This window comes from Paenibacillus piri, from assembly GCF_004354045.1.
Classification (GTDB): Bacteria; Bacillota; Bacilli; order Paenibacillales; family NBRC-103111; genus Paenibacillus_S; species Paenibacillus_S piri.
Map to the genome: position 1 here is coordinate 308,234 of NZ_SMRT01000007.1, position 20,144 is coordinate 328,377.

The 20,144-nt window shown below is 54.0% G+C and carries 15 protein-coding genes; 1 reads left to right on the top strand and 14 read right to left on the bottom strand.

All coding sequences use genetic code 11. The annotated features are described in order from the left end of the window. Positions 1-33 precede the first annotated feature (33 nt). The 14 genes from yhbY to E1757_RS17110 form a co-directional block, all read right to left on the bottom strand. Positions 34-324, bottom strand: coding sequence for a ribosome assembly RNA-binding protein YhbY (yhbY, locus tag E1757_RS17045; RefSeq protein WP_133230209.1), 291 nt, complete (start codon positions 322-324; stop codon positions 34-36). 84 nt (positions 325-408) lie between these two features. Beyond that, positions 409-1,260 (bottom strand): shikimate dehydrogenase, encoded by an 852-nt coding sequence (aroE, locus tag E1757_RS17050; protein ID WP_133230211.1) that lies wholly within the window; start codon positions 1,258-1,260, stop codon positions 409-411. 30 nt (positions 1,261-1,290) lie between these two features. Next, the gene (gene yqeH, locus E1757_RS17055; protein ID WP_133230213.1) at positions 1,291-2,412 is read right to left on the bottom strand and encodes a ribosome biogenesis GTPase YqeH; all 1,122 of its coding nucleotides are present in this window, start codon (positions 2,410-2,412) and stop codon (positions 1,291-1,293) included. Positions 2,413-2,419: 7 nt separating this feature from the next. After that, on the bottom strand, positions 2,420-2,917 hold the full coding sequence (locus tag E1757_RS17060; protein WP_133230215.1) for a YqeG family HAD IIIA-type phosphatase: 498 nt from the start codon (positions 2,915-2,917) through the stop codon (positions 2,420-2,422). A 295-nt stretch (positions 2,918-3,212) separates the two neighbouring features. Further along, positions 3,213-5,447 (bottom strand): transglutaminase TgpA family protein, encoded by a 2,235-nt coding sequence (locus tag E1757_RS17065; RefSeq protein ID WP_133230217.1) that lies wholly within the window; start codon positions 5,445-5,447, stop codon positions 3,213-3,215. After that, positions 5,444-6,676, bottom strand: coding sequence for a DUF58 domain-containing protein (locus tag E1757_RS17070; RefSeq protein WP_246079234.1), 1,233 nt, complete (start codon positions 6,674-6,676; stop codon positions 5,444-5,446). Before E1757_RS17070 ends, E1757_RS17065 begins: the two co-directional genes overlap by 4 nt. 20 nt (positions 6,677-6,696) lie before the next feature. Further along, positions 6,697-7,656 (bottom strand): AAA family ATPase, encoded by a 960-nt coding sequence (locus E1757_RS17075; protein WP_133230220.1) that lies wholly within the window; start codon positions 7,654-7,656, stop codon positions 6,697-6,699. Positions 7,657-7,905: 249 nt separating this feature from the next. After that, a complete protein-coding gene (gene spoVAE / locus E1757_RS17080) occupies positions 7,906-8,256 on the bottom strand; it encodes a stage V sporulation protein AE (protein WP_133230277.1) in 351 nt (116 codons plus the stop codon). Between the two features lie 16 nt (positions 8,257-8,272). Then, positions 8,273-9,283, bottom strand: coding sequence for a stage V sporulation protein AD (spoVAD, locus tag E1757_RS17085; RefSeq protein ID WP_133230221.1), 1,011 nt, complete (start codon positions 9,281-9,283; stop codon positions 8,273-8,275). Between the two features lie 4 nt (positions 9,284-9,287). Beyond that, entirely contained in the window at positions 9,288-9,767 is a 480-nt protein-coding gene (gene spoVAC, locus E1757_RS17090) for a stage V sporulation protein AC (RefSeq protein WP_133230222.1), read from the bottom strand. A gap of 528 nt (positions 9,768-10,295) precedes the next feature. Continuing rightward, positions 10,296-13,190, bottom strand: a complete 2,895-nt coding sequence (locus E1757_RS17095) for an RCC1 domain-containing protein (protein ID WP_165972156.1) — start codon at positions 13,188-13,190, stop codon at positions 10,296-10,298. Between the two features lie 126 nt (positions 13,191-13,316). Further along, entirely contained in the window at positions 13,317-16,451 is a 3,135-nt protein-coding gene (locus tag E1757_RS17100) for an efflux RND transporter permease subunit (protein WP_133230225.1), read from the bottom strand. Then, positions 16,448-18,601, bottom strand: coding sequence for an efflux RND transporter periplasmic adaptor subunit (locus tag E1757_RS17105; protein ID WP_165972157.1), 2,154 nt, complete (start codon positions 18,599-18,601; stop codon positions 16,448-16,450). The genes E1757_RS17100 and E1757_RS17105 overlap by 4 nt, the downstream gene beginning before the upstream one ends. Before the next feature lie 520 nt (positions 18,602-19,121). Further along, positions 19,122-19,631 carry a L,D-transpeptidase gene (locus E1757_RS17110; RefSeq protein ID WP_133230229.1) on the bottom strand — a complete coding sequence of 170 codons (510 nt, stop codon included), beginning with the start codon at positions 19,629-19,631 and terminating at the stop codon, positions 19,122-19,124. A 309-nt stretch (positions 19,632-19,940) separates the two neighbouring features. Between E1757_RS17110 and E1757_RS17115 the strand changes: the two genes are divergently transcribed. Further along, on the top strand, positions 19,941-20,144 hold a 204-nt coding region (locus E1757_RS17115; RefSeq protein ID WP_484217465.1), incomplete at its 3' end, for a transposase.

Here is a 20,144-nt window from a genome sequence, read left to right on the forward strand (position 1 = left end):
ACCTCTTTTTACGGTTATTGCTTATACTATTTTTTACGGCAGTTCGATCGTTTTATGATCGCGGGATTCCTTGTACAGCACAATAATTTTGCCGATCACTTGAACCAATTCCGCACCCGCGCCTTCGGCCAGCTGCTGACCGACCTCGTCGCGGTCTTCTCCGCTGTTGTTCAATACGGTAACTTTAATCAGCTCCCGCACCTCCAGCGCTTCTTCGATGTGCCGGATTAAATGCTCGTTGACGCCGCCTTTGCCCACTTGAAAAATCGGGTCCAGATGATGCGCCAAAGAGCGGAGATATCTTTTTTGTTTGCCAGTTAACATGTGTTTGCCTCAATTCGGTTGAAATTCCAGGATAAACGGCTCCGCCGTCCTTTTAGGGGACGGGCGCGTTTGTCAAGGGTGTGTCTAAAATGAGTCGATAACGACCTGCCGCATGGCGGCGATAGGGGCCGGTACGCCGGTCCAATATTCGAACGCGTACGCTCCCTGATAAATAAACATGCCCAAGCCGCTGTGGATTTTCGCCCCCCGCGCCTCGGATTCACGCAGAAATCGCGTGATGATCGGATTGTATACGAGATCGCTGACGACCAGCCGATCCCCGATCAGCGATGTGTCCATCGGCACGCCGTCCTCATTCGGATGCATGCCGAGCGACGTATTGTTAACGATCAGACTGACCTCGCCGATCACACCGGCAATTTCGTCCAGACCGAGGCCGCTGGCCGACGTAAATTCGGACATGTTCCGCGCCAGCTCGTCGGCTTTCCCGCGCGTCCGGTTCGCGATGTAAATATGCGAGGCCCCTTCCTTCGCCAGCGCGTAGCCGACACCTCGGGCGGCACCGCCGGCGCCGATCATCAGCACTTTTTTACCGCTCAGCTCGATTCCGGTTTCTTCCTTCAAGGAACGCACGTAACCGATTCCGTCCGTATTATAGCCGATCAGCCTGCCGTTATCGTTAACGATCGTGTTGACGGCGCCGATGATGCGTGCGCCTTCGTCGATTTCGTCGAGGTAATCCATGACCTCCAGCTTATGCGGAATCGTCACGTTAACGCCGCGAAACTGCATCGCCCGGATGCCGTTTACCGCATCCTTCAACTGCCCGGGTAAAATATGAAAAGCCGCGTATGCCGCATTGATTCCCGTCTCTTCGAATGCGCGGTTCAGCATGATCGGCGACTTGGAATGCCGGATCGGATCTCCGAAAACCGCGTACATAATCGTGTAGCTGTCCAAATTGCGTGTCCCCATTGTATTTCTTTTCCTCCCGCCTTGATCCCCTTAAATAAGCGATTCTCTAACCGCCACTTTTACGCCTTTGGGCACATGAATCATCAAGTCCGCTCCGATATCGCTGTTGACTTTCACCCAACCCAAGCCTGAAATGGACACATCGTACACCTTGCCCTTTGGAATCCGTACCGGATGCTTGGTCAGCTTGGGCAGCTGCTCCAGTTCGTCGCGCGAAGGCGGGCTGAGCAGCTCGCCCTTATGCTCCTCATACAGCTCATCCGCCCGTTCGAGCTTCGTCCGGTGCGCCTGAAGCGCATTCGATACATAGAATGTAAACGACTGTCTCGCGCCCTGGACAAAATCGAACCGGACGAGACCGCCGAAAAAGATCGTCTGGCGCTCGTTCAGTTGAAAAACGATGGGCTTCACCGGCCGGTCCGGCATCAGCTTCTGCAAATCCCGTTTATTGACCAACTCCGTCAACCGATGCGGATACACGATCCCCGGCGTGTCGATGATGAAAGTGCCGTCGTCCATCGGAATTTTGACAATATCCAGCGTCGTGCCCGGATATTGCGATGTCGTCAGCTCTGCGTCAAGATCGCTGTAATCGCGGATCAAACGGTTAATGAGCGTCGACTTGCCGACATTGGTCGCCCCGACCACATAAATATCATGACCGTTCCGGTACTCGTCCAACGCTTGAATGACTCTGTCAAAGCCCATATTTTGCTTAGCTGAGCAGAGCACCACTTCAACGGTTTTGAGACCGAATTCTTTCGCCTGCTTGCGCACCCAGTTGACGATTTTGTTAAAATTGGTCACCTTCGGCAGCAGATCGATTTTGTTGACGCAGAGCACGACCGGATTGTCGCCCACAAACCGCGGCAACCCGCTGATCAGACTGCCCTCGAAATCAAAAATATCGATAATGTTGACCACGAGCGCTTTCGTATGTCCGACATGGCTTAACAGCTTTAAAAAATCGTCGTGATTCAACGTGATGCCCGACGATTCGTTATAGTTTTTGATGCGGAAGCAGCGCTGGCATATTACCGGCGTGCGGTTTAACGCTTGCGGCGGCACATAGCCGAGCTTATCGGGGCTTTCGGTCTGCAGCTTGACGCCGCAGCCGGCACAGCCGGTTTGTTCGGATTGCAATTGTGTCATGGTTTACCTACCTTTTCATCCAGCTTAAAGCGACTTTCTCTAATGAACGGTTAATGACTTTTGTAAAAATGCCTTCATCCGCCCGGGCTATCGGCAGCACCAGTATCGTATAAAGCCCGAGCCGGTTTCCGCCAAGCACATCCGTCATCATCTGATCGCCGATAACAGCCGTCTGCTCCGGCGTCAACCCCATCATTCCCATAGCTTTACGAAATGCGGCGCTTGTGGGCTTCTTGGCCCGGTAAATAAAAGGCAGCGACAACGGCTCGGCAAACTTGCTGACGCGCGGCCGGTTATTGTTTGATACGATCACGACTTGAAAGCCGATCTGTCCGACGACCTTCAGCCAATCCAACAGCTCCGGCGTGGCCAACGGGGCCTTGGCGCCGACCAATGTATTATCAAGATCCGTAATAATGCCGCGGATTCCTTGCTCCCATAATGCGTTTAAATCCAGATCGTAAATCGTATTTACCTGTAAACCGGGCAGAAGCTTTTTCAACAACGAATTCACCTCAAGAACATGCTTATATACGCAAACTATACCATATATGTCCTTTTTGTTGCAAAATGCCGAATCAAATATTTTCGGAGCCGCTCCGCGAGAGCAGCGGCCTCTCTTGTGATCCGAAAGGTGTATGCCTTCTCGCCTTTCAAGCAAGGATAAACGGCTTCGCCGTCCTTCGAGAACGAGCGCATTTGTCAAGATTGTACAAAAACTAAGTATAACATCTTATGGTTTCCGTTCAAAAAAAAGCTTGACCTGGGCTAAACAACCCGATCAAGCTTGTGCAGCGTTATTAAAATTGCGAGCGAAGCTTCTCAACGAGCTGCGACGTGCTCTGCCAATCCTCCTCGGTTATTTCCGCCTTGCTGTATTTCGCTTTTTCGAAAATCGACAGCACCTGCTCCAAATCGGCCTTCAGCCACTTGCTCTGCTTCGACCAGCGGCGAACCGCTTCCCGCAAAGTCTCATGCTCCAAGCGTGTATACCCGTTGCGCCGGCAAATCCGCAGCAGCCTCTCGCACTCGACGATCACCTTTTGCTTCAAAAGCGAAGCGCGCCGGCGTTCCAGCCGCTCGCGGATCAGCTCGACAATCTGCAGCTTCCAGGCGAGAAAGGTGGCAAGCGCCGCAAGCAGCACTGCGATTCCGCCGATTCCGGCCGCTTGGCCCGGATTGGCAAATACGGTCGTCTCCTCCGGTGTAGCGGGAACGTCCGGCAGCATAGACAGATCGAAGGTCAGCTCCTGCTCCGGTACGGCGCGCGGCAGCGCAAATCCGGAGGTCGGCTCGAACGGAATCCAGCCCAGCCCGCTGAAATACACTTCCACCCAGGAATGTGCATCCGCATTCCGGACGGTATAAACGCCGGCGGCATCCGGATCGATCAAGCTTTCGTCGCCCATGGAAAACATCATTTCTTCCTGCATGGCGGAAATTCCGGAAGCGTAGCCCTTTACCCAACGGGTAGGCAGACCGACGCTGCGGGACAAAACCGCCATTGCCGAGGAGTAGTAATCGCAATAGCCCTCCTTGATTTCGAACAGAAAACGGTCGACAAAATCGCGGCTGCGCCCTTTGCTGACATCCGGCTTGTTCGTATACGGATACTTTTCGCGCAAATATTGCTCGATCTTTTTGGCCTTATCGTACGGATTCGCCGAATCCTTCGTAATATCGGCGGCCAACTGCTTGACCCGGGCCGGCACATTATCCGGCAGCTGCAGATAAGGCGCAAGCTCCGCCCGGTTCGGCGGTTCCAGCGGCGATTGGCGCAGCGCCTCCTCATCGACAATCGGCATCTGCGAGACGAGCGAATACGTTTTCGGGTACGGCGCCTGCCGCTGCTCGTTAAAGCGGAGCTCCGACTGGCCGGCCGCCCAGTAAATCGGGTCGAAGCCGGTTTTGGCGCCATTGATATCGATAAGCTTTTGCACATTGTACGCGCCGAACAGCACCGGATATTTTTCCTCGGACAGCAGCGTCACCGTCTGCTTCACTTCAATCGATTTCAACGGACTGCCCGCTGCCCGGGGATCTCCCGGCAGCACGGCGTCCGCCCTTACTCCGATCACGGCAGCGCGTTTGTCGCCGTCGCTAGCCTCCCATCCTTTGCCGCTGTAAAATGAACGTGTTTCGCCGCGCCAATAGCTGCGATGGGAAGTCTCGACGGTCATCACCGGGGTAAAATCGTATTCGAAGCCGCTCCCCAGCGCGGCATCGCTGCGGCTGTAGCCGGAAGACGTATCGCCGGCTGCGGCCATGACGGCCACCTCATTGCCCTTGCCCGTAGTGAAATTGACCGGCTGCCCGCGGAAATTGCGCCATGCGGTATACGGATCGGTCAAAATCGGGCTCACCTCCGGCATAATGGCCCCGAACGCCAAGGTCAAACTGACCAGAGAGATGACCGGAACCGCAATCGACATCGGATAATCGGCCAAGTAGCTCCAAGCGGCCGGATCTTTTCGGCGAAGCCGCTGAAAATGGCACAGGATCAATAAGAACAGACCGCAGCCCAGCGTCATGGCCACCTGCGGCCATAAATAGACGGTCGAAAACGAATCCCGGATACACATTGCCAAAATACCGACAATCATGAGCAGATAGACCCGCCATTTGACCTCGACCCACCATATTAAGGTCAAATAAATAACCCAAGCGCTGAGACTGAACCATAAATAAGGGGTAAGCTGATATAAATTTAAAAATAGCTTGGATGAAAAGAAGCTGCCGAGCGACATCTCTTCAATCACATTATAGCTGACCAGGACCCGCACATTAATGAATATAAGTATAGCTAATTGAATAAGTCCGCGAATAAGCCAATGCAGCTTCGGAAAATGCTCCAGCACAAAGGTCGCAAGCAGCGCAAGCTCGACGATAACAACCGTTTCGGGAAGCCAGGTTCCCTGTTCCTTCGTAATCCAGAATACGACTTGCAGCAGGATCAGCCCGACCAACAGCGAGCTCAGCCGATGCGGCCAATTTTGCCATAACAAACGGTGCCACCATACGTTAGGTTCGTTCATCCGCTCCGACCTCCCAACGCGGCCGGAAGCTCTTGCAGCGAGCCGACGGCATAGCCGGTTATTCCGAGCGAATGCAGCTGACGCAGCCACATGTCTTTGTCCGCTTCAAGGTCCGTGCTGATCCAAAGGTGGCAAGGGTTCAGCTGCAGCTGCTTCAACCAGCTGAAAATCGGCAAAAGCTGCTCGCCATAATGCGGCGTAATTAATACGACAAAGCTGCCAGGCACCATATTTTGCGCTTTTTCCCTCAATACTTGTCTCAACGGATGTACGCCGTCCGCTTCCACATGAATGAAGTGCTGCTGTACCGCCTTGAATTGATTTTGCCCGTTCCTCGGCTCAAAGTACACATCATCCGAACCGGTCGAGATCAGCCCGAGCGCCAGGTTTCGGCTTATCCCGTATTGGGACAGCGAGGCGGCAATCGATACCGCAAGCTCGAATTGTTCGGCATCCTTAAACGCGCTGCTTTGGCGATCCAGCACCAGATAGCTTTTCGGCAAAGATTCCCGCTCGAATTCCTTCGATTTCCACGTCCCCGTCTTCGCCGTCGCATTCCAATGGATTCTTGACAGCCGGTCGCCGTACATATATTCGCGCACACCGTTAATCTGCGTCGTTTCGCGCGTAGCCCGCGTCGTTGAGGAGTGGTGATTCGTTCCTTTCATCATCTGATGAAACTGATGCCAATCGCGAATCGGAATCGTTTGCGGCACTACGACGAAGCTGTGAGGGAGCTCCAGCATTCCGCTGTGCTCGAACAGGCCGAATATGTCCTCGGTCACGCATTCCGTCGCGCCGAACGAATAGGCGCCGCGCCGCAACGGCGGCGTCCGGAATTCCAAGTCGCCGCGGCGGCGCCAATCTGGAACGATCGTCGTTTCGAAAACCAGCTCTCTGCCGTTTTTATGGAACAACCGGTCTTTGACGAAAACGTATGGCATCGGCCAAAAGCCGGGGATTTGCAGCCGGATGGAAACGGCAAGCGTGGTGCCCGCCTCAAGCAAGCCGGAGTGCTCCATGTTTTGCAGCTGGCGCACGCCTTGAGTCCGTTTGATGCCGCTCCACTGCCCGAGCAGCAAATATATGCTTAAAATCAAAATAATAACGAAAAGCATGAGCGCCAGCTTGCCGCCCTGAAACAGTAAAAATCCGAGGCTGCCGAACAGGCTGATAAGCACCGCCCAAAATTGTTTGCTTAATCGGGGAATTTCTGTCAGTTTCTGCACAATCGATTCCCTCATCATCCTCACTTCTCCAATCGCACGGGCACTCTAACCTGCTGAAAGACGGACTGCAGTACGGATTGTACGGTAGCGCCGTCCATGCGGGCCTCCGCCTGCAAAATAATACGATGCCCCAGCACGAACGGAGCCAGAAATTTTATGTCGTCAGGGATGACATAATCGCGTTCCTGAATTAAAGCGTAAGCTTTGGAGGCTTGCACTAAAGCGAGGGTCGCGCGCGGGCTTGCGCCTAAGAAAATGGCGGCATGCTCGCGGGTTTTACGGATGACGGCCACCAAATAGCCCGCAACCGCATCATCCAGATGAACCTGCTTCGCGCGCTGCTGAATTTCGCCGATATGTTCGACATCGGCCACCGGCTGAAGATGCTCCAACGGGTGGGAAACGCTTTGCGAAATAATCATTTTCGTTTCGGTTGCTTCGTCGGGGTAACCAAGGCTGAACTTCATCATAAACCGGTCCAGTTGGGCTTCGGGCAGCATGTAGGTACCTTCAAAATCTATCGGGTTTTGCGTGGCCAGCAGCAGAAACGGCTTGGGCAGCGTATGCGTTTCTCCGTCGACCGTAATGTGGCCCTCCTCCATTGCCTCAAGCAGCGCGGATTGCGTCTTCGTCGTTGCGCGGTTGATTTCATCCGCCAATAAAATATGGGTCATGACCGGCCCCGGTCTGAATACGAAAACTTCATCCTTCGGGTGATAGATGGAAACCCCTGTAATATCTGTAGGGAGCAAGTCAGGATTGCATTGGATCCGGCGAAATTGTCCGCGAATCGATTTGGCGAGCGATTTTATAAGCACTGTTTTCCCGGTGCCCGGAACATCCTCGAGCAGAACGTGTCCGCCTGCCAGCATCGCTGTCAGCAGCAGCTTGATTTCGTCCGTTTTACCAAGGATACAAGATTCCAAATTCGCTTGAACGCGCTTCAGTATTTGTATGTCTTCTTTGACGATGGCCTCCATGTTCCTGATCCTCCTTGGGTTTCTAAGTTTTGGGTAAAGTGACTTATCTTCTATTCTACAGGATTCAAAAAACGCCGTATACATGCTAAAATGCTGAATTTGTTTGTACAGTTGCACATTATTGCGCTTTTTCGCCTTTTTTTGAGGCAACTTCATTGATAACGACAAAAAAAGCCCCAAGCTTTATAGGTCTTGGGACTTTCGATTGTTCGTATGTCATTGATGCTTATTGCCTGGGCTGCGCCCTTGTCAGCCCCGGGGCCTGAACACAAGCGCAGCGAGAAAAGAAAATATAATCGCGGCCGAAATACCCGCGCTCGTCACTTCAAAAATGCCGGTTATAATGCCTATCGCTCCATGTTGGTTCAATTCCTGCAGCGCGCCATGAACCAGCGAGTTGCCGAAGCTTGTTATCGGGACGGTCGCGCCGGCGCCGGCAAACTTGATGAAAGGATCGTACCAGCCGACCCCGTCGGCAACCGCTCCGGCTACGACCAAGGTGCTCATCGTATGTGCCGGCGACAATTTGCCTAAATCCATCATCAATTGTCCGACTACGCAGATTGCGCCGCCAATGACGAACGCCCATACAAAATGCATAAAGGTTTCCATCTGTTCAACCTCCGCTTTCAATCGATACGGCATGGGCAATGCACGGAATGCTTTCGCCCTGCTGAAAAGAGAGCGGGGACAGCAAGGCTCCGGTTGCGATTACCAGCACGCGTTTGAGGCTGCCGTTGCGCAGCTGCTTTAGAATATGACCGTACGTTACGGCCGCAGAGCAGCCGCAGCCGCTGCCGCCCGCATTCACAGCCTGATTTTCAATATCATAAATCATCAAGCCGCAATCTTTATAAGTCGTTTGCGCGATCGGCAGCTTGTGCTTGTCCATCAATTCAAGCGCAATCTCGTAGCCGACTTTGGCCAGATCGCCGGTCACAATCAGATCGTAGTAGCCCGGCTGGCGTTTAAAATCGCGAAGATGCGCCTGCAGCGTATCCACGGCCGCGGGCGCCATCGCCGCACCCATATTGAAAGGATCCTTGATCCCCATATCGACCACTCTGCCGATGGTCGCTCCCGTCACGACAGGACCGTCGCCCGATTTTGCCAATACGGCGGCGCCCGCTCCCGTCACGGTATACTGTGCGGTTGGCGGCTTCTGGGAGCCGTATTCGGTCGGGTAGCGGAACTGCTTCTCGGATGTGCAGTTATGGCTGCAGGTGCCCGCCATGGCATGCTTCGCGCCGCCCGAATCAACCAGCTGCGCTGCAAGCGCAAGTCCCTCCATAGAGGTGGAGCAAGCACCGAAAATGCCTAAATACGGGATCGTCAGCGTCCTGGCCGCAAACGTGTTGCTGATGATTTGATTCATCAAGTCGCCGCCTATATAAAACTGAACCTCGCCGGTTGTCAAACCGGCATTTTTCACCGCAATGCTGGAGGCTTCCTCCATGAGCGAACGCTCCGCTTTCTCCCAGCTGTCCTGGCCCAGCTGCAGATCGCCGTGAACGATATCGAAATCGTCGACCAGCGGACCTTTGCCTTCGTCGGGGCCAACGACAGTCGCGGTCGACTGAATGACCGGACGGTTCAAAAACTTCCAGCTTTGATGACCCTGCAGCATTTGTTCACCTCCCAAGTGTCGTATTGACAATCAGATGTACGATTCCGACGATAAATGCAGCCACTGTCCCGAATACGATAACCGAACCGGCCAGCTTGAACATGTTGCTGCCGACGCCAAGCACGTAGCCTTCGCTTTTCGATTCGAGCGCGGCGGAGCACATGGAGTTGGCAAATCCGGTAACAGGCACCGCGGAGCCTGCACCCGCCCACTGCGCGATTTTGTCGTAAACCCCCATACATGTCAAGATGACCGACAACAAAATTAAAATAGCCACCGTCGGATTGCCGGCCGTTTCCCGGGTAAATCCGAAGCCTTTAACGAACAGCTCCATTAGGGCTTGTCCTAGAATGCAAATGATGCCCCCCACTAAAAAGGCGCGCAAACAGTTTTTCACAACCGGTCTGGACGGCTCTTTCTTTTTGGCCAGGTCCTGGTACTCCATTTGGGTCCAGGTCATTTTTTGCTTCGTTTTCGTAGCCATAACCGGCCTCCTTTCATTCAATCGCTGCAAAATGATGTCATTGACTCAGGTAACCGTTATTTTCTCCAACTGTCTCTCCCGTTATCCAAATTTCGTTTGCGGAACGTCAGGTTCATTTTATGGTATCAAACGAATAAAATCCGCTTTTTGCCGAGGGCTGACTCACTGCGCAAACCCAACTGAGCCGGCCCCCTGCGGGAGGACGATCGCATGCGTCGCCACTTCCTACACCATGATCATCAACAGGATGACCAATAAAATAAACAGAACCAGTATAAGGACAGAAGAGGAAATATGCATAAGTTCGGGCTCCCGTCTACATAGATTATGACGATAATATCGTATGTGCCAAAACGCCAGGCGGCATGTGCAATCGCCTAATTGAATGAAATATATCCCGGATGCCGCAAATAACAATCGGCGGCAAACCGGCATTATGTTAAAAAACCTTTCGCCTCCGTTTGTTGGCGGAGATGAAAGGTTTCTTTAAAGCTGCGTTGTCAGCTGAATTATTATTAGCGCAGTGATTTACTGCGGATTCGCCTGCTGCTGCGCATTTTGCAAAGCTTTGGCGTCCACGGTCAGCGTACCGCCGCTCTGCAATGTCAGCAGCCGTTCGATGATGGTAACGGCCTGCGCCCGGTTCGTCGTTGCCTGCGGCTCCAGGCTCCCATTGTCCAAGCCTTGCAAAATCCCTTTTTGCACAGCCGATAACATGGCGAGCTGGTCGGTCACCGTCGTGTTGGCGGACTGCAGCTCCTTGCTGGCGGCGCGCACGGTGATTTTAGCCATTTCCGCACGCGTAATCGGCTTCTCCCAATCGGTCCCGACGTCGTCCTGGCCGATATAGCCCGCCATCCACAGCGCCTCCGCATACGGCTCGTACCACGCCTGTCCTGCAGCAGGCGGGCTTACCGGCAGCTTGACCGCAGCTGCCGTCAGCTTTGCGAACTCGGCGCGCAGGACGGTCCGCTCCGGCTGAAACGTGCCGTCCGGGTAGCCGTCCACGTAGCCTTTATCCGCTGCGGCGGCAATCGCGGCGGCAGCCCAGTGACCGGCCGCGTCGCTGAACGACGCCGTGAAGCCGGTCACTGCGGCAGGCACGGTAAGGTTCTGGAACGTACCGTCGCCGAGCTGCCCGGACATGTTGGCCCCCCATGTCCATACCGTTCCATCCGCCGAGATTGCGGCGGAATGATTGCTTCCTGCGGCGGCGGCCACAGCGCCGCGGATGCCTTTCACTTGAACCGCCCGCGACCGGTTCGCCGTACTGTTATCGCCCAGTTGGCCGAAGCCGTTGAAGCCCCATGTCCATACCGTACCGTCGGACTGGACGGCGAGCGAATGATAGCTGCCGGCAGCTATCGCCGTCACATTCATCATCGTTCTTACCAAAACCGGCGAAGACTGGTTCGTCGTCGAATCTTCCCCGAGCTGGCCGAACGCGTTGTAGCCCCATGACCACACCGTACCGTCATCCTTAAGCGCCAACGAATGATTCCTGCCGGCGGCTATCGCCTTTACATTCGTCAAATCCGTCAGCTGGACGACGCTCCTGCGCAGCGACAATGTGCCGTCGCCCAGCTGACCGTTGCTGTTGTCGCCCCACGACCAGACGGTGCCGTCATTGGCCAAAGCGAGCGCGTGGTTGTATCCGGCCGCGATCGCTTTGATTTTAAACAGTCCGGGTATTTGAACCGGTGTCAAGCTTGCCTTGGTGCCGCCGTTGGCCAGTTGGCCGAACGTATTGTCGCCTACAGCCCAGACGGTGCCGTCCTTTTTCAAGGCAACCGTAAACTGGTTGCCGCCGGCAATATCGGTCACATCGGTTAATAGAGGGGACGGAGCGGGCGTATTCTTATTGCCGGTGGTTTGGTCCGCCAGCTGTCCGCTTATATTGAGCCCCCAGCTCCACACCGTACCGTCCTTCTTCAGCACAAGCGCATGGCCGGTTCCGGCTGATACGGCTTCGATCTGATCCCCGGCTTCAACCTGAACGGGTGCATTTTTGGCCGGGCCGATCCCCGCACCGAGCTGGCTGTAAATATTTTCGCCCCATGCCCACAGCTTGCTGTTTTTCAAAACAAGATTGAAGCTGTCTCCGGCAGCAAGCGGCCGGACGACAGCCGCATTGCTGAAATTGGCGCCTGATGGATCGGGCGGACGCGTCAGCATCGAAAAGCGCGGGACCGCAACGGGGTTTACCCGGCTTGTCGCAGAACCGTCGCCCAGCTGGCCTAATGTGCTGTTTCCCCAAGTCCACAGCGTTCCGTCGGGATTGATGGCCATCGAATGAAAATGGCCGGTTCCGATAATCGCTACATTTTTCATGACGGAAACTTCCACAACGCTGTTCACGTTGTTTCCGATGCCGAGCTGGCCGTAATTATTCAACCCCCAACTGCTTACCGAGCCGTCTTTATGCAAAATAAGGGTATGAGAATTCCCTGCGGAGATCGCAACGGCGTCTTTGATGCCGACGACCGCCGCCGCAAAATTGCGGGTCTTATCCGTACCGCTGCCCAGCTGGCCGGAAATGTTGTAGCCCCATGTCCAGATGGAGCCGTCTTCTTTCAAGGTTACGGAAAAATTGCTTCCGGCGGCAATGGCCTTCGTCGTATAGGTGAAATTCACGATAGTCGGCCTGTTCGTATGAGAACTCGTTTCGGCGTCTCCGAGCTGTCCGTAAGTATTGTCTCCCCAGGCGACGACATAATCGTCCTTGTTAATTGCCAGCGAATGATTACCCCCCGCCGCTATAGCCTTAATCCCCGAAAGATTCGTCAGCTGACTCGGCTTCAATCCGATGTCATAATTGAGACCATTACCCAACTGTCCCCGCTCATTGTCGCCCCAGCTTACGATCGTACCGTCTTTTTTCAGGGCAAGCGAATGATTATTTCCCGCGGCGATCGCAATTACATCGCTTAAATCTTCGATCTGATATGGCTCAAGGCGGTCGATGGTCGTTCCGTCGCCAATCTGCCCCTTCGAGTTTTGGCCCCATGCCCATACAGTTCCGTCCTTACGCAGCGCCAATGTATGATTCATCCCTGCAGCGACTGCGATAATATCGAACAGCGGTTTCACCTGTGTCGGGATATAGCGCTGTACATCGGTTCCGGTTCCAAGCTTTCCGTGGAGACTGTCTCCCCAAGTCCAAACGGAGCCGTCGTTTTTCAATGCGACCGTATGACTGAGACCGCCGGTAATCTGCGTATATTTGAAATTGGGAACGACCGGGGACGGCGAAGCTTCGTTCCCGGCAACCGCCTCTGCCGCGGCACTGCCGTTTCCGTCGGATGGCGATGACGTTTCCGCCGCCGCAGCCATGCTTGTGCCCAGCAGCAGCTGAAGCACGAGCGCCAAAACGAGACCGAACGCAAGCCTTCCATTGTTCTGTTTACGGCGTTTCCGAGCCATAGCACGTATCTCCTCCATTATGATATTTCAGTCTAACCCCGCTTACCTGATGTGTGATTCGTACAGGATCGAGAAGCCCGCATGTTCATTCCGTTCATGAGCGCCCGAGTTCTCAAACCGTTCCGATTAATGGTCGGCCGGCAGGGCTGGAGGGGATTGTTTTTTCCAGTAGCGCTGCAAACGATCTTTAAGCCCATCCATCAGCGTGTACACAACAGGGACCAGCAGCAGCGTAATCATCGTGGACAGCGTCAAGCCGAAGGCGACTACTGTCGCCATCGATGCCTGCGCCTCCGCGCCTTCGCCGAAGCCGATGACGAGCGGAAGCATTGCGAGCACGGTTGTTGCCGTCGTCATGAGAATCGGCCGCAGCCGAATTCTGCCGGCTTCCAGCAGCGCATCGTACAGCGTCATGCCCCGCTTGCGCAGCTGGTTCGTATAATCGACCAGTACGATGGCATTGTTGACCACAATCCCGACGAGCATGATCATTCCCATGACCGAGTTCATATTTATCGTCCGATGCGTTAAATACAAGCCCAGAATCGCCCCGATAAATGTCGGAGGCAGCGAGAACATAATAATAAACGGACCGTAAAGCGACTCGAACTGGCTCGCCATTACCATATACACGAGCACGATCGATAAACCGAGCATCATATACAAGCTTTTAAACGCATTGTTCGAATCCGCCTGCGAGCCCAATGAAATGGTATAGCCGTCCGGAGGCTGGATCGTATCCAGTCTTGCCTGTACTTCCTTCGATACGTCGCCGATCGGGGCGTTGAATACCGCGCCTTGGATCGTCGCAAGCCGCTGCTGGTTAATATGTCTGATCTGGGCAGGTCCGGAGCCCGGCTCGACCTTGGCAATGGCGTTCAGCGGAATTTGCGCGCCGGAGGCGGTAGTAAGAACGACCTGGTTTAAATTTTCCAAATTATTGGTAAATTCCGACGGATATTTGACAAGCACCGATATTTGCGAGTCTCCTGTCTTGAAGTTTGTCGCCACCGAGCCTTGATACGCGGTACGGATTGACGTCATCACTTCCCTGACCGATATCCCGTAATAGCTCGCCGCTTCGCGGTCAATCGTCATATCGAACTCGGGAATGTTGCGATCCAGCGTATTTTGAACGTTGCGCAGCGTAGGAATGGCTCGCAGCTCTTCCGCAACCATGTCGCCCAGCTTGCTCAGCACCGCCATATCCGGTCCGTTCAGGTTGACTTGGATGTCCGCGCCGCCGCCGCCGCCCAATCCGGGCAGACGGATGGACGAACGGGCGTTTACCGAAATTTGCGCGCCCGGGTTGCCGCTCGTCAAATTGCGGATTTGCTCCACAATCTGCTCGGTTTTTTGCTTGCGTTCGGCAAGCGGCTTCAGCGTCACCTGGATGTTGGCCGAGTTCGTCGAGGCGCTTTGGAATGCTCCTCCACCTCCGCCGCCGACTGTTGTGAAGATTGACTCGATATCCGGAATATTCTTGATCAAGTCTTCCACTTTCGTCGCCAGCGCATTGGTAATCTCAAATTTCGTGCCCTGTGCCAACGAAATATTGACAAACAGCTGTCCTTCATCGGTTTTCGGCGTAATTTCGGTACCGACGAATCTGGCCAAAAATACGCTGCCGCCCAGCATGCCCACCGTAACCAGAACGATTATGGCACGGTGGCCGAGCGACCATTTCAACAACCCGCTGTAGCCCCTTGTCAACCTATTCATGCCGCGTCCGAACCAAACGGCCGGGTTGTACGATCTTCCCTCCGGCAGCGTTTCGTCATGACTATGCTTCTTCAACAGCTTGGCGGCAAGCATCGGAACCAGCGTGATCGCTGCAAACAAGGCCGCAATATGCGAGAAGCTGACCGTGAGCGCCATCGGAACGAAAAAGTTTTTAACCAAACCGTTTATAAACAAGGTCGGCGCAAACACGGCAATCTGGGCCAATGCCGAAGCGAGAACCGCGGTACCGACCTCCGCAGTCCCCTGCTTGGCCGCTTCGACAGGCGTCAATCCTTCTTCGCGTTTGCGGAAAATGCTTTCCAGCACGACAACGGCAAAGTCAACGAGCGAGCCGAGACCCAGCGCCAGACCCCCTAACGTTATCGTATTGATCGTCTGCCCGGAAAAATACATCATGCTGAAGGCGCTGATGACCGAAATTGGAATAACGACGCCGATGATCAACGTAGCGCGGATGCTGTTCAAAAACAGCATCAAAATAATAACGGAGAATACTCCGCCGAGCAGCGTATGCTCAACGACGGTATTGATCGAGCTTTTAATAAATTTCGACGAATCGTTGAGTACGCCGAGCTTTACGCCCTCAGGCAAGTTTTTTTCAATATCGGCCATCGCCTTGCGGATATTGTCGGCAACCGATACCGTATTTCCGTCGGATTGCTTCAGTACCGAGATGCCGACGCTCTTCTCTCCGTTGCGGCGCGATTCAAACGTAATCTCCTGGTACGTGTCAATGACTTGGCCAAGCTCGCCGATCGGTATCGATTGACCGCGGGACAGCGATACCCTTACCTTTTCAATCTCGGCGGTCGATTTAAACTCGCCCTTAATGGTGAGCGGCACCAGTTGATCGCCCTTGTAAACGAGACCGGCATCCGTCGATTGGTTGTCGTTGCTTAGAGCCGAGGTGACCTGATTAAAAGTCAACCCGTATTGATTCAGCTTATTTTGGTCGATCAAAAGCTGAATTTGCCGGACCCGGCCGCCCGTCACGCCGACCGACGCTACGCCATCGGCCCGCTGCACCGCCGGGCTTACGACGTTATCCGCCAAATCGCGGAGGGTGATCAGGTCCACGCTGTTGCTGTACAGCGCCAGGTTGAGAATCGGCTGACTGTTCGGATCGGCGCGGGAAACGACCGGTGCGTCCGCATCCGTCGGCAGCTGCCGCTTGACTCTGTCCAGGCGGTCCCGCATCGTCAAGGTGGCCTCGCTTATATCCGTGCCGAAATTAAACTGCACCGTCACGTTGCTTGAGCCCGTTCGTGACGTTGATGAGACGGACTGCACGTTGGCTATCGTCGCCATGGAAGCTTCGATCCGTTTCGTCACCTGGCTCTCCACCTGCCCCGGCGAGGCACCCGGCCAGTTCACGCTTACGTTCGCTGTCGGAATTTCCATGTTCGGGTACAAGTCAACCGGCAAAAGCGGTGCCGCGATCGAGCCGATAATAACGAGCGCGATCATCATCATAAATATGGTAACGGGACGGTTGACGGAGAAATTGGCTAAATTCACTGACCCCCACCTGCTCTCGGGGCTTGACCGGAGGCTCCGCCGTTTGCATTAGCCGGCTGGCCTTGACTGCTCTGCTGGCTTTGGCTTCCCTGCTGGCCTTGGCCTCCTTGCTGGCCCTGGCTTCCCTGCTGGCCTTGACCGCCCTGCTGGCCTTGGCTGCCCTGTTGTCCTTGGCCTCCTTGCTGGCCCTGGTTTCCCTGCTGGCCTTGACCGCCTTGCTGGCCTTGGCTGCCCTGTTGTCCTTGGCCTCCTTGCTGGCCCCGGCCGCCCTGCTGGCCTTGACCGCCCTGCTGGCCTTGACCGCCCTGCGGTTTTTGCCCTTCCTGGCCAGGCTTCACCACCTGGACCGCCGCCTTGTCGGAAAGCAGCTCCTGTCCTTTCACGACCAGTTCGTCGCCCTCAGCCAATCCATTCGTTATTTCAAACATCGAGCTGGTCAGCGTGCCGACTTTTACCGATACTTTCTTCGCCCGGCCGTCCTGCACGATAAACGCGGCATTACCGCTCGGCTGGCTGAGAACCGCATCGGCCGGAACCATGATCGCGCTCCGTCCTTCGCTCTTCAGACTGGAGGTGGCGAACATACCTGGCAGCAGCTCGTGCTTCTCGTCGTTCACTTTAATATCGACGCCGTAGGATTTGGTGACTGAATCCATCGTCGGACGTATAGCCGCCACTACGCCGTCATACGTTTTGTTTAGCGTAGGCACATTGACTTTCATTTCCATGCCGACCTTAATTTTTCCGATATTCGCTTCCGAAATATTCACCGTTGCCTGCGTCGGGTCCAGAGCGGCGATCGATAAAATGTTGGACGTCCCGCCCGCATTTTGTCCGACCGGCGTATTAATCGCGCTGACAACGCCGTCGACCGGCGACAGCAGCACCCCATCCTGCAGCTGTTCGTTCAGAACTCTCAGGTTCGTCTGCGCCTGTTGAAACTGCGCGTTGCTTACGGCAACCGCATCAACCGATTTGGCCGTCGCCACCGCTTGCTCGGTCTGCTCAACTTGTGCCTTCGTCACATTCAGGGCAAGCTCCTGGGATGCCTGCGTATTCGTTAATGAAAGCTGATCCTTCTGCAGCGTTTGCTGGTTCGTTTCCATAATAGCCGCAAGCGAATTTTGCGCATTGGCCATCGAGATCGAATCCCGGTTCAGCTGCTCCTGCGCGATTTGCACCGTTTGCGAATTTTGCGCCGTCGCAAGGTCGCTCTGCGCCTTTAACAGCGCGGCCGAAGCCGAGGTAAGCGCATTCGGCGTCGTCTGCTGTGCTTGATCCAGAGCAAGCTGAGCGGACTGCACCTTTTGCAGAGCCGTATCCATTGCGGTGCTGTTCGAGGCGTTGTTGGCCTTGACGCTGTTCAAATTCATGATGGCCTGCTCCAGCTGGAGCTGCAAAGTATCTATCGAATTATTGGAGCTTACCTGCGAGTTTTGAATGGTATCCTGTTGGGAATTCAACGTATTTTGCGCATTCGCCAGGTTCGTATTGTATGTAGTAATCGCATTATTAAAGTTTTGCTGCGAAATCGCCAGCTGCTGCTTGGCGTTCGCGATCGAGCTTTGCTGATCGTTGATTGCTTTATTATAGTTGGCTTGCGACAGCGCAACCTGCTGCTTGGCGGCAGCGACTGCATTTTGCTGGTCGACGATCGCCTTCTCCAGATTGGCCTTCTGAACGGCCAGCTGCTTTTCCGCGGTAGCCGCGCTGTTCGCCTGATCGTTGGCCGTTCTTTGCAGCTGGGCGGCGCTAACCGCAACCGCGCTCTCCGATTGGGCGATTTGCTGCTGCAGAGCGGTCGTGTCGATCTTCGCCAGCGGCTGGCCGACCGTGACCCGGTCCCCCGGCTTCACCATCATCTCGGTTACTCTGCCGGACACGCGGGAGGATACGTTCGATGTATAGATCGGCGTAATGGAGCCGGTAAACACTTGGCCTCCGCCCACCTCCGCCTTTTTAACAACCTGGGTTTCGACCGGAAATTGTCTGGCAGCTCCGGCGCCGGGCCTTTGACCGGCTCCCTGCTGCGCCGTATTGCCTCCGCCCCCCCAGTTCATAAACGAACCTCCGACTACTGCGATAACCGCAATAACGGCAATGGCGGCAACCACCCATTTTTTGGATACATTCTGGATCCACCTGATCATTCCCATACCTCCATGTATTCTTATCCGATCGGGAAAACGCTTCCCAACGCCCCCTACAAGGGTAAGTCCAGTATCTGATCTGTCGTATGCTGCGGATCATGGATACTCGATTGCCGATGCTCAAGCATAACATCAACTTAGCGCACATTCATGATGAAACTATGATTTAAATGTAAAAAAAGTGTGAAATAATAAGAGCTTCTAGTTCTTTTGTCGGATTTGCCGGCCCCTTTATGTTTAAAAAAACAAACACAAAAAAGGACCCCTCTCGGGATCCTCTTCGCGGTGAATTGATTTTGTAGTAAAGCCTCGAGCACCTTCCAAAAGCTTGGTCAGAAACCTTGTCACTTTATTGCAGTACAGGTACTACACTAACGTGTCTTTGGCACATCCCTCCGCTTCTATCTGGAGTCTAACACCATATTACCGGAATGTTTCGTTGGAACGTTCAACGGAACCACACCTCTCTTTTCACCGCTCTAGTAGTATGTCCGTATGCTTTGATTTCATACAACCCTTTTTATTTATCTTTAATGATGACTTTCGTGCCAAGCGGAATATGGCGGTACAGCCATTCAATATCACGGTTGTGCATGCGGACGCAGCCTGACGAGGCATGACTTCCGATCGAATAAGGACGGTTTGTTCCATGAAGCCCGTATGTGTATCCGCCTGTTCCCGGAACGTTAATGCCCATCCACCGGGTGCCTAACGGATTGCGCCGGTCTCCGCCCGGAATTTGTTTTCGGACATACCAGGGTTTCTCAATTTTGGTGACGATATGAAACTCCCCGTTCGGCGTCAGCTCTTTCCTTCGTCCGGTTGCAACGGGAAAACCGTACATGGGGTGACCGTTGACAAAAACGGTAAGCCAGTTTCTCTTTTTGTTAATTTCAATGTAGACGCCTTCTTCCCGAATGGCTTCGAGCGGAATCGGCGCCAATGCGGAAGCAACGGGAACAGGGCCCGCAGCCGCAATAAAGATTCCAAGCAATAAAACGGTCACAAGCTTGCCTAAATACAATCTCATCCTTTGCCAACCAACCTTTTGCCTATTTAATGAATCAAGCTTATTGTTCACCAAGCGGTGTTAGAGTATGTGAATTGAAAAATCTAAGAATATGAACTTTATATTTCTAGACCTTACTTTTGGGGGAGCCCCCGATTATGCACGGAAATATGCTGCGCCATTTCCTAAACAATAAAAAAGCCGCCCGGAGAAAACGAGGCCACTGAAAAAGTCTGCATCATCTATAAGAGGTACAGTCCCTCAAGAAAATTGAGCAGGCTGTGCCTCTTTTCGCTTATAATTAAAGCATCATGAAGAGCGGGTGATCGAATGATTCGGCAACAACAATCAATGGTTTTAAGTCCATATGCAGGGTTATATGACATCGTCGTGCCAAAGGACAATATGTTGCGCCAAATCAACGATCTGGTGGACTTTACTTTCATATACGATGAATTGAAAGATAAATACTGTTTAGACAACGGTCGCAATGCGATCGATCCGATCCGCATGTTCAAGTATCTCCTATTAAAA

Excerpts from the sequence above, each read along its gene's own strand:
- E1757_RS17075 (WP_133230220.1), bottom strand. The coding sequence starts at position 7,656 with ATGGAGGCCATCGTCAAAGAAGACATACAAATACTGAAGCGCGTTCAA.
- aroE (WP_133230211.1), bottom strand. The coding sequence starts at position 1,260 with ATGGGGACACGCAATTTGGACAGCTACACGATTATGTACGCGGTTTTC.
- yqeH (WP_133230213.1), bottom strand. The coding sequence starts at position 2,412 with ATGACACAATTGCAATCCGAACAAACCGGCTGTGCCGGCTGCGGCGTC.
- E1757_RS17105 (WP_165972157.1), bottom strand. The coding sequence starts at position 18,601 with ATGATCAGGTGGATCCAGAATGTATCCAAAAAATGGGTGGTTGCCGCC.
- E1757_RS17065 (WP_133230217.1), bottom strand. The coding sequence starts at position 5,447 with ATGAACGAACCTAACGTATGGTGGCACCGTTTGTTATGGCAAAATTGG.
- spoVAD (WP_133230221.1), bottom strand. The coding sequence starts at position 9,283 with ATGCTGCAGGGTCATCAAAGCTGGAAGTTTTTGAACCGTCCGGTCATT.
- yhbY (WP_133230209.1), bottom strand. The coding sequence starts at position 324 with ATGTTAACTGGCAAACAAAAAAGATATCTCCGCTCTTTGGCGCATCAT.
- spoVAC (WP_133230222.1), bottom strand. The coding sequence starts at position 9,767 with ATGGCTACGAAAACGAAGCAAAAAATGACCTGGACCCAAATGGAGTAC.
- E1757_RS17110 (WP_133230229.1), bottom strand. The coding sequence starts at position 19,631 with ATGAGATTGTATTTAGGCAAGCTTGTGACCGTTTTATTGCTTGGAATC.
- E1757_RS17095 (WP_165972156.1), bottom strand. The coding sequence starts at position 13,190 with ATGGCTCGGAAACGCCGTAAACAGAACAATGGAAGGCTTGCGTTCGGT.
- spoVAE (WP_133230277.1), bottom strand. The coding sequence starts at position 8,256 with ATGCATTTTGTATGGGCGTTCGTCATTGGCGGCGCAATCTGCGTAGTC.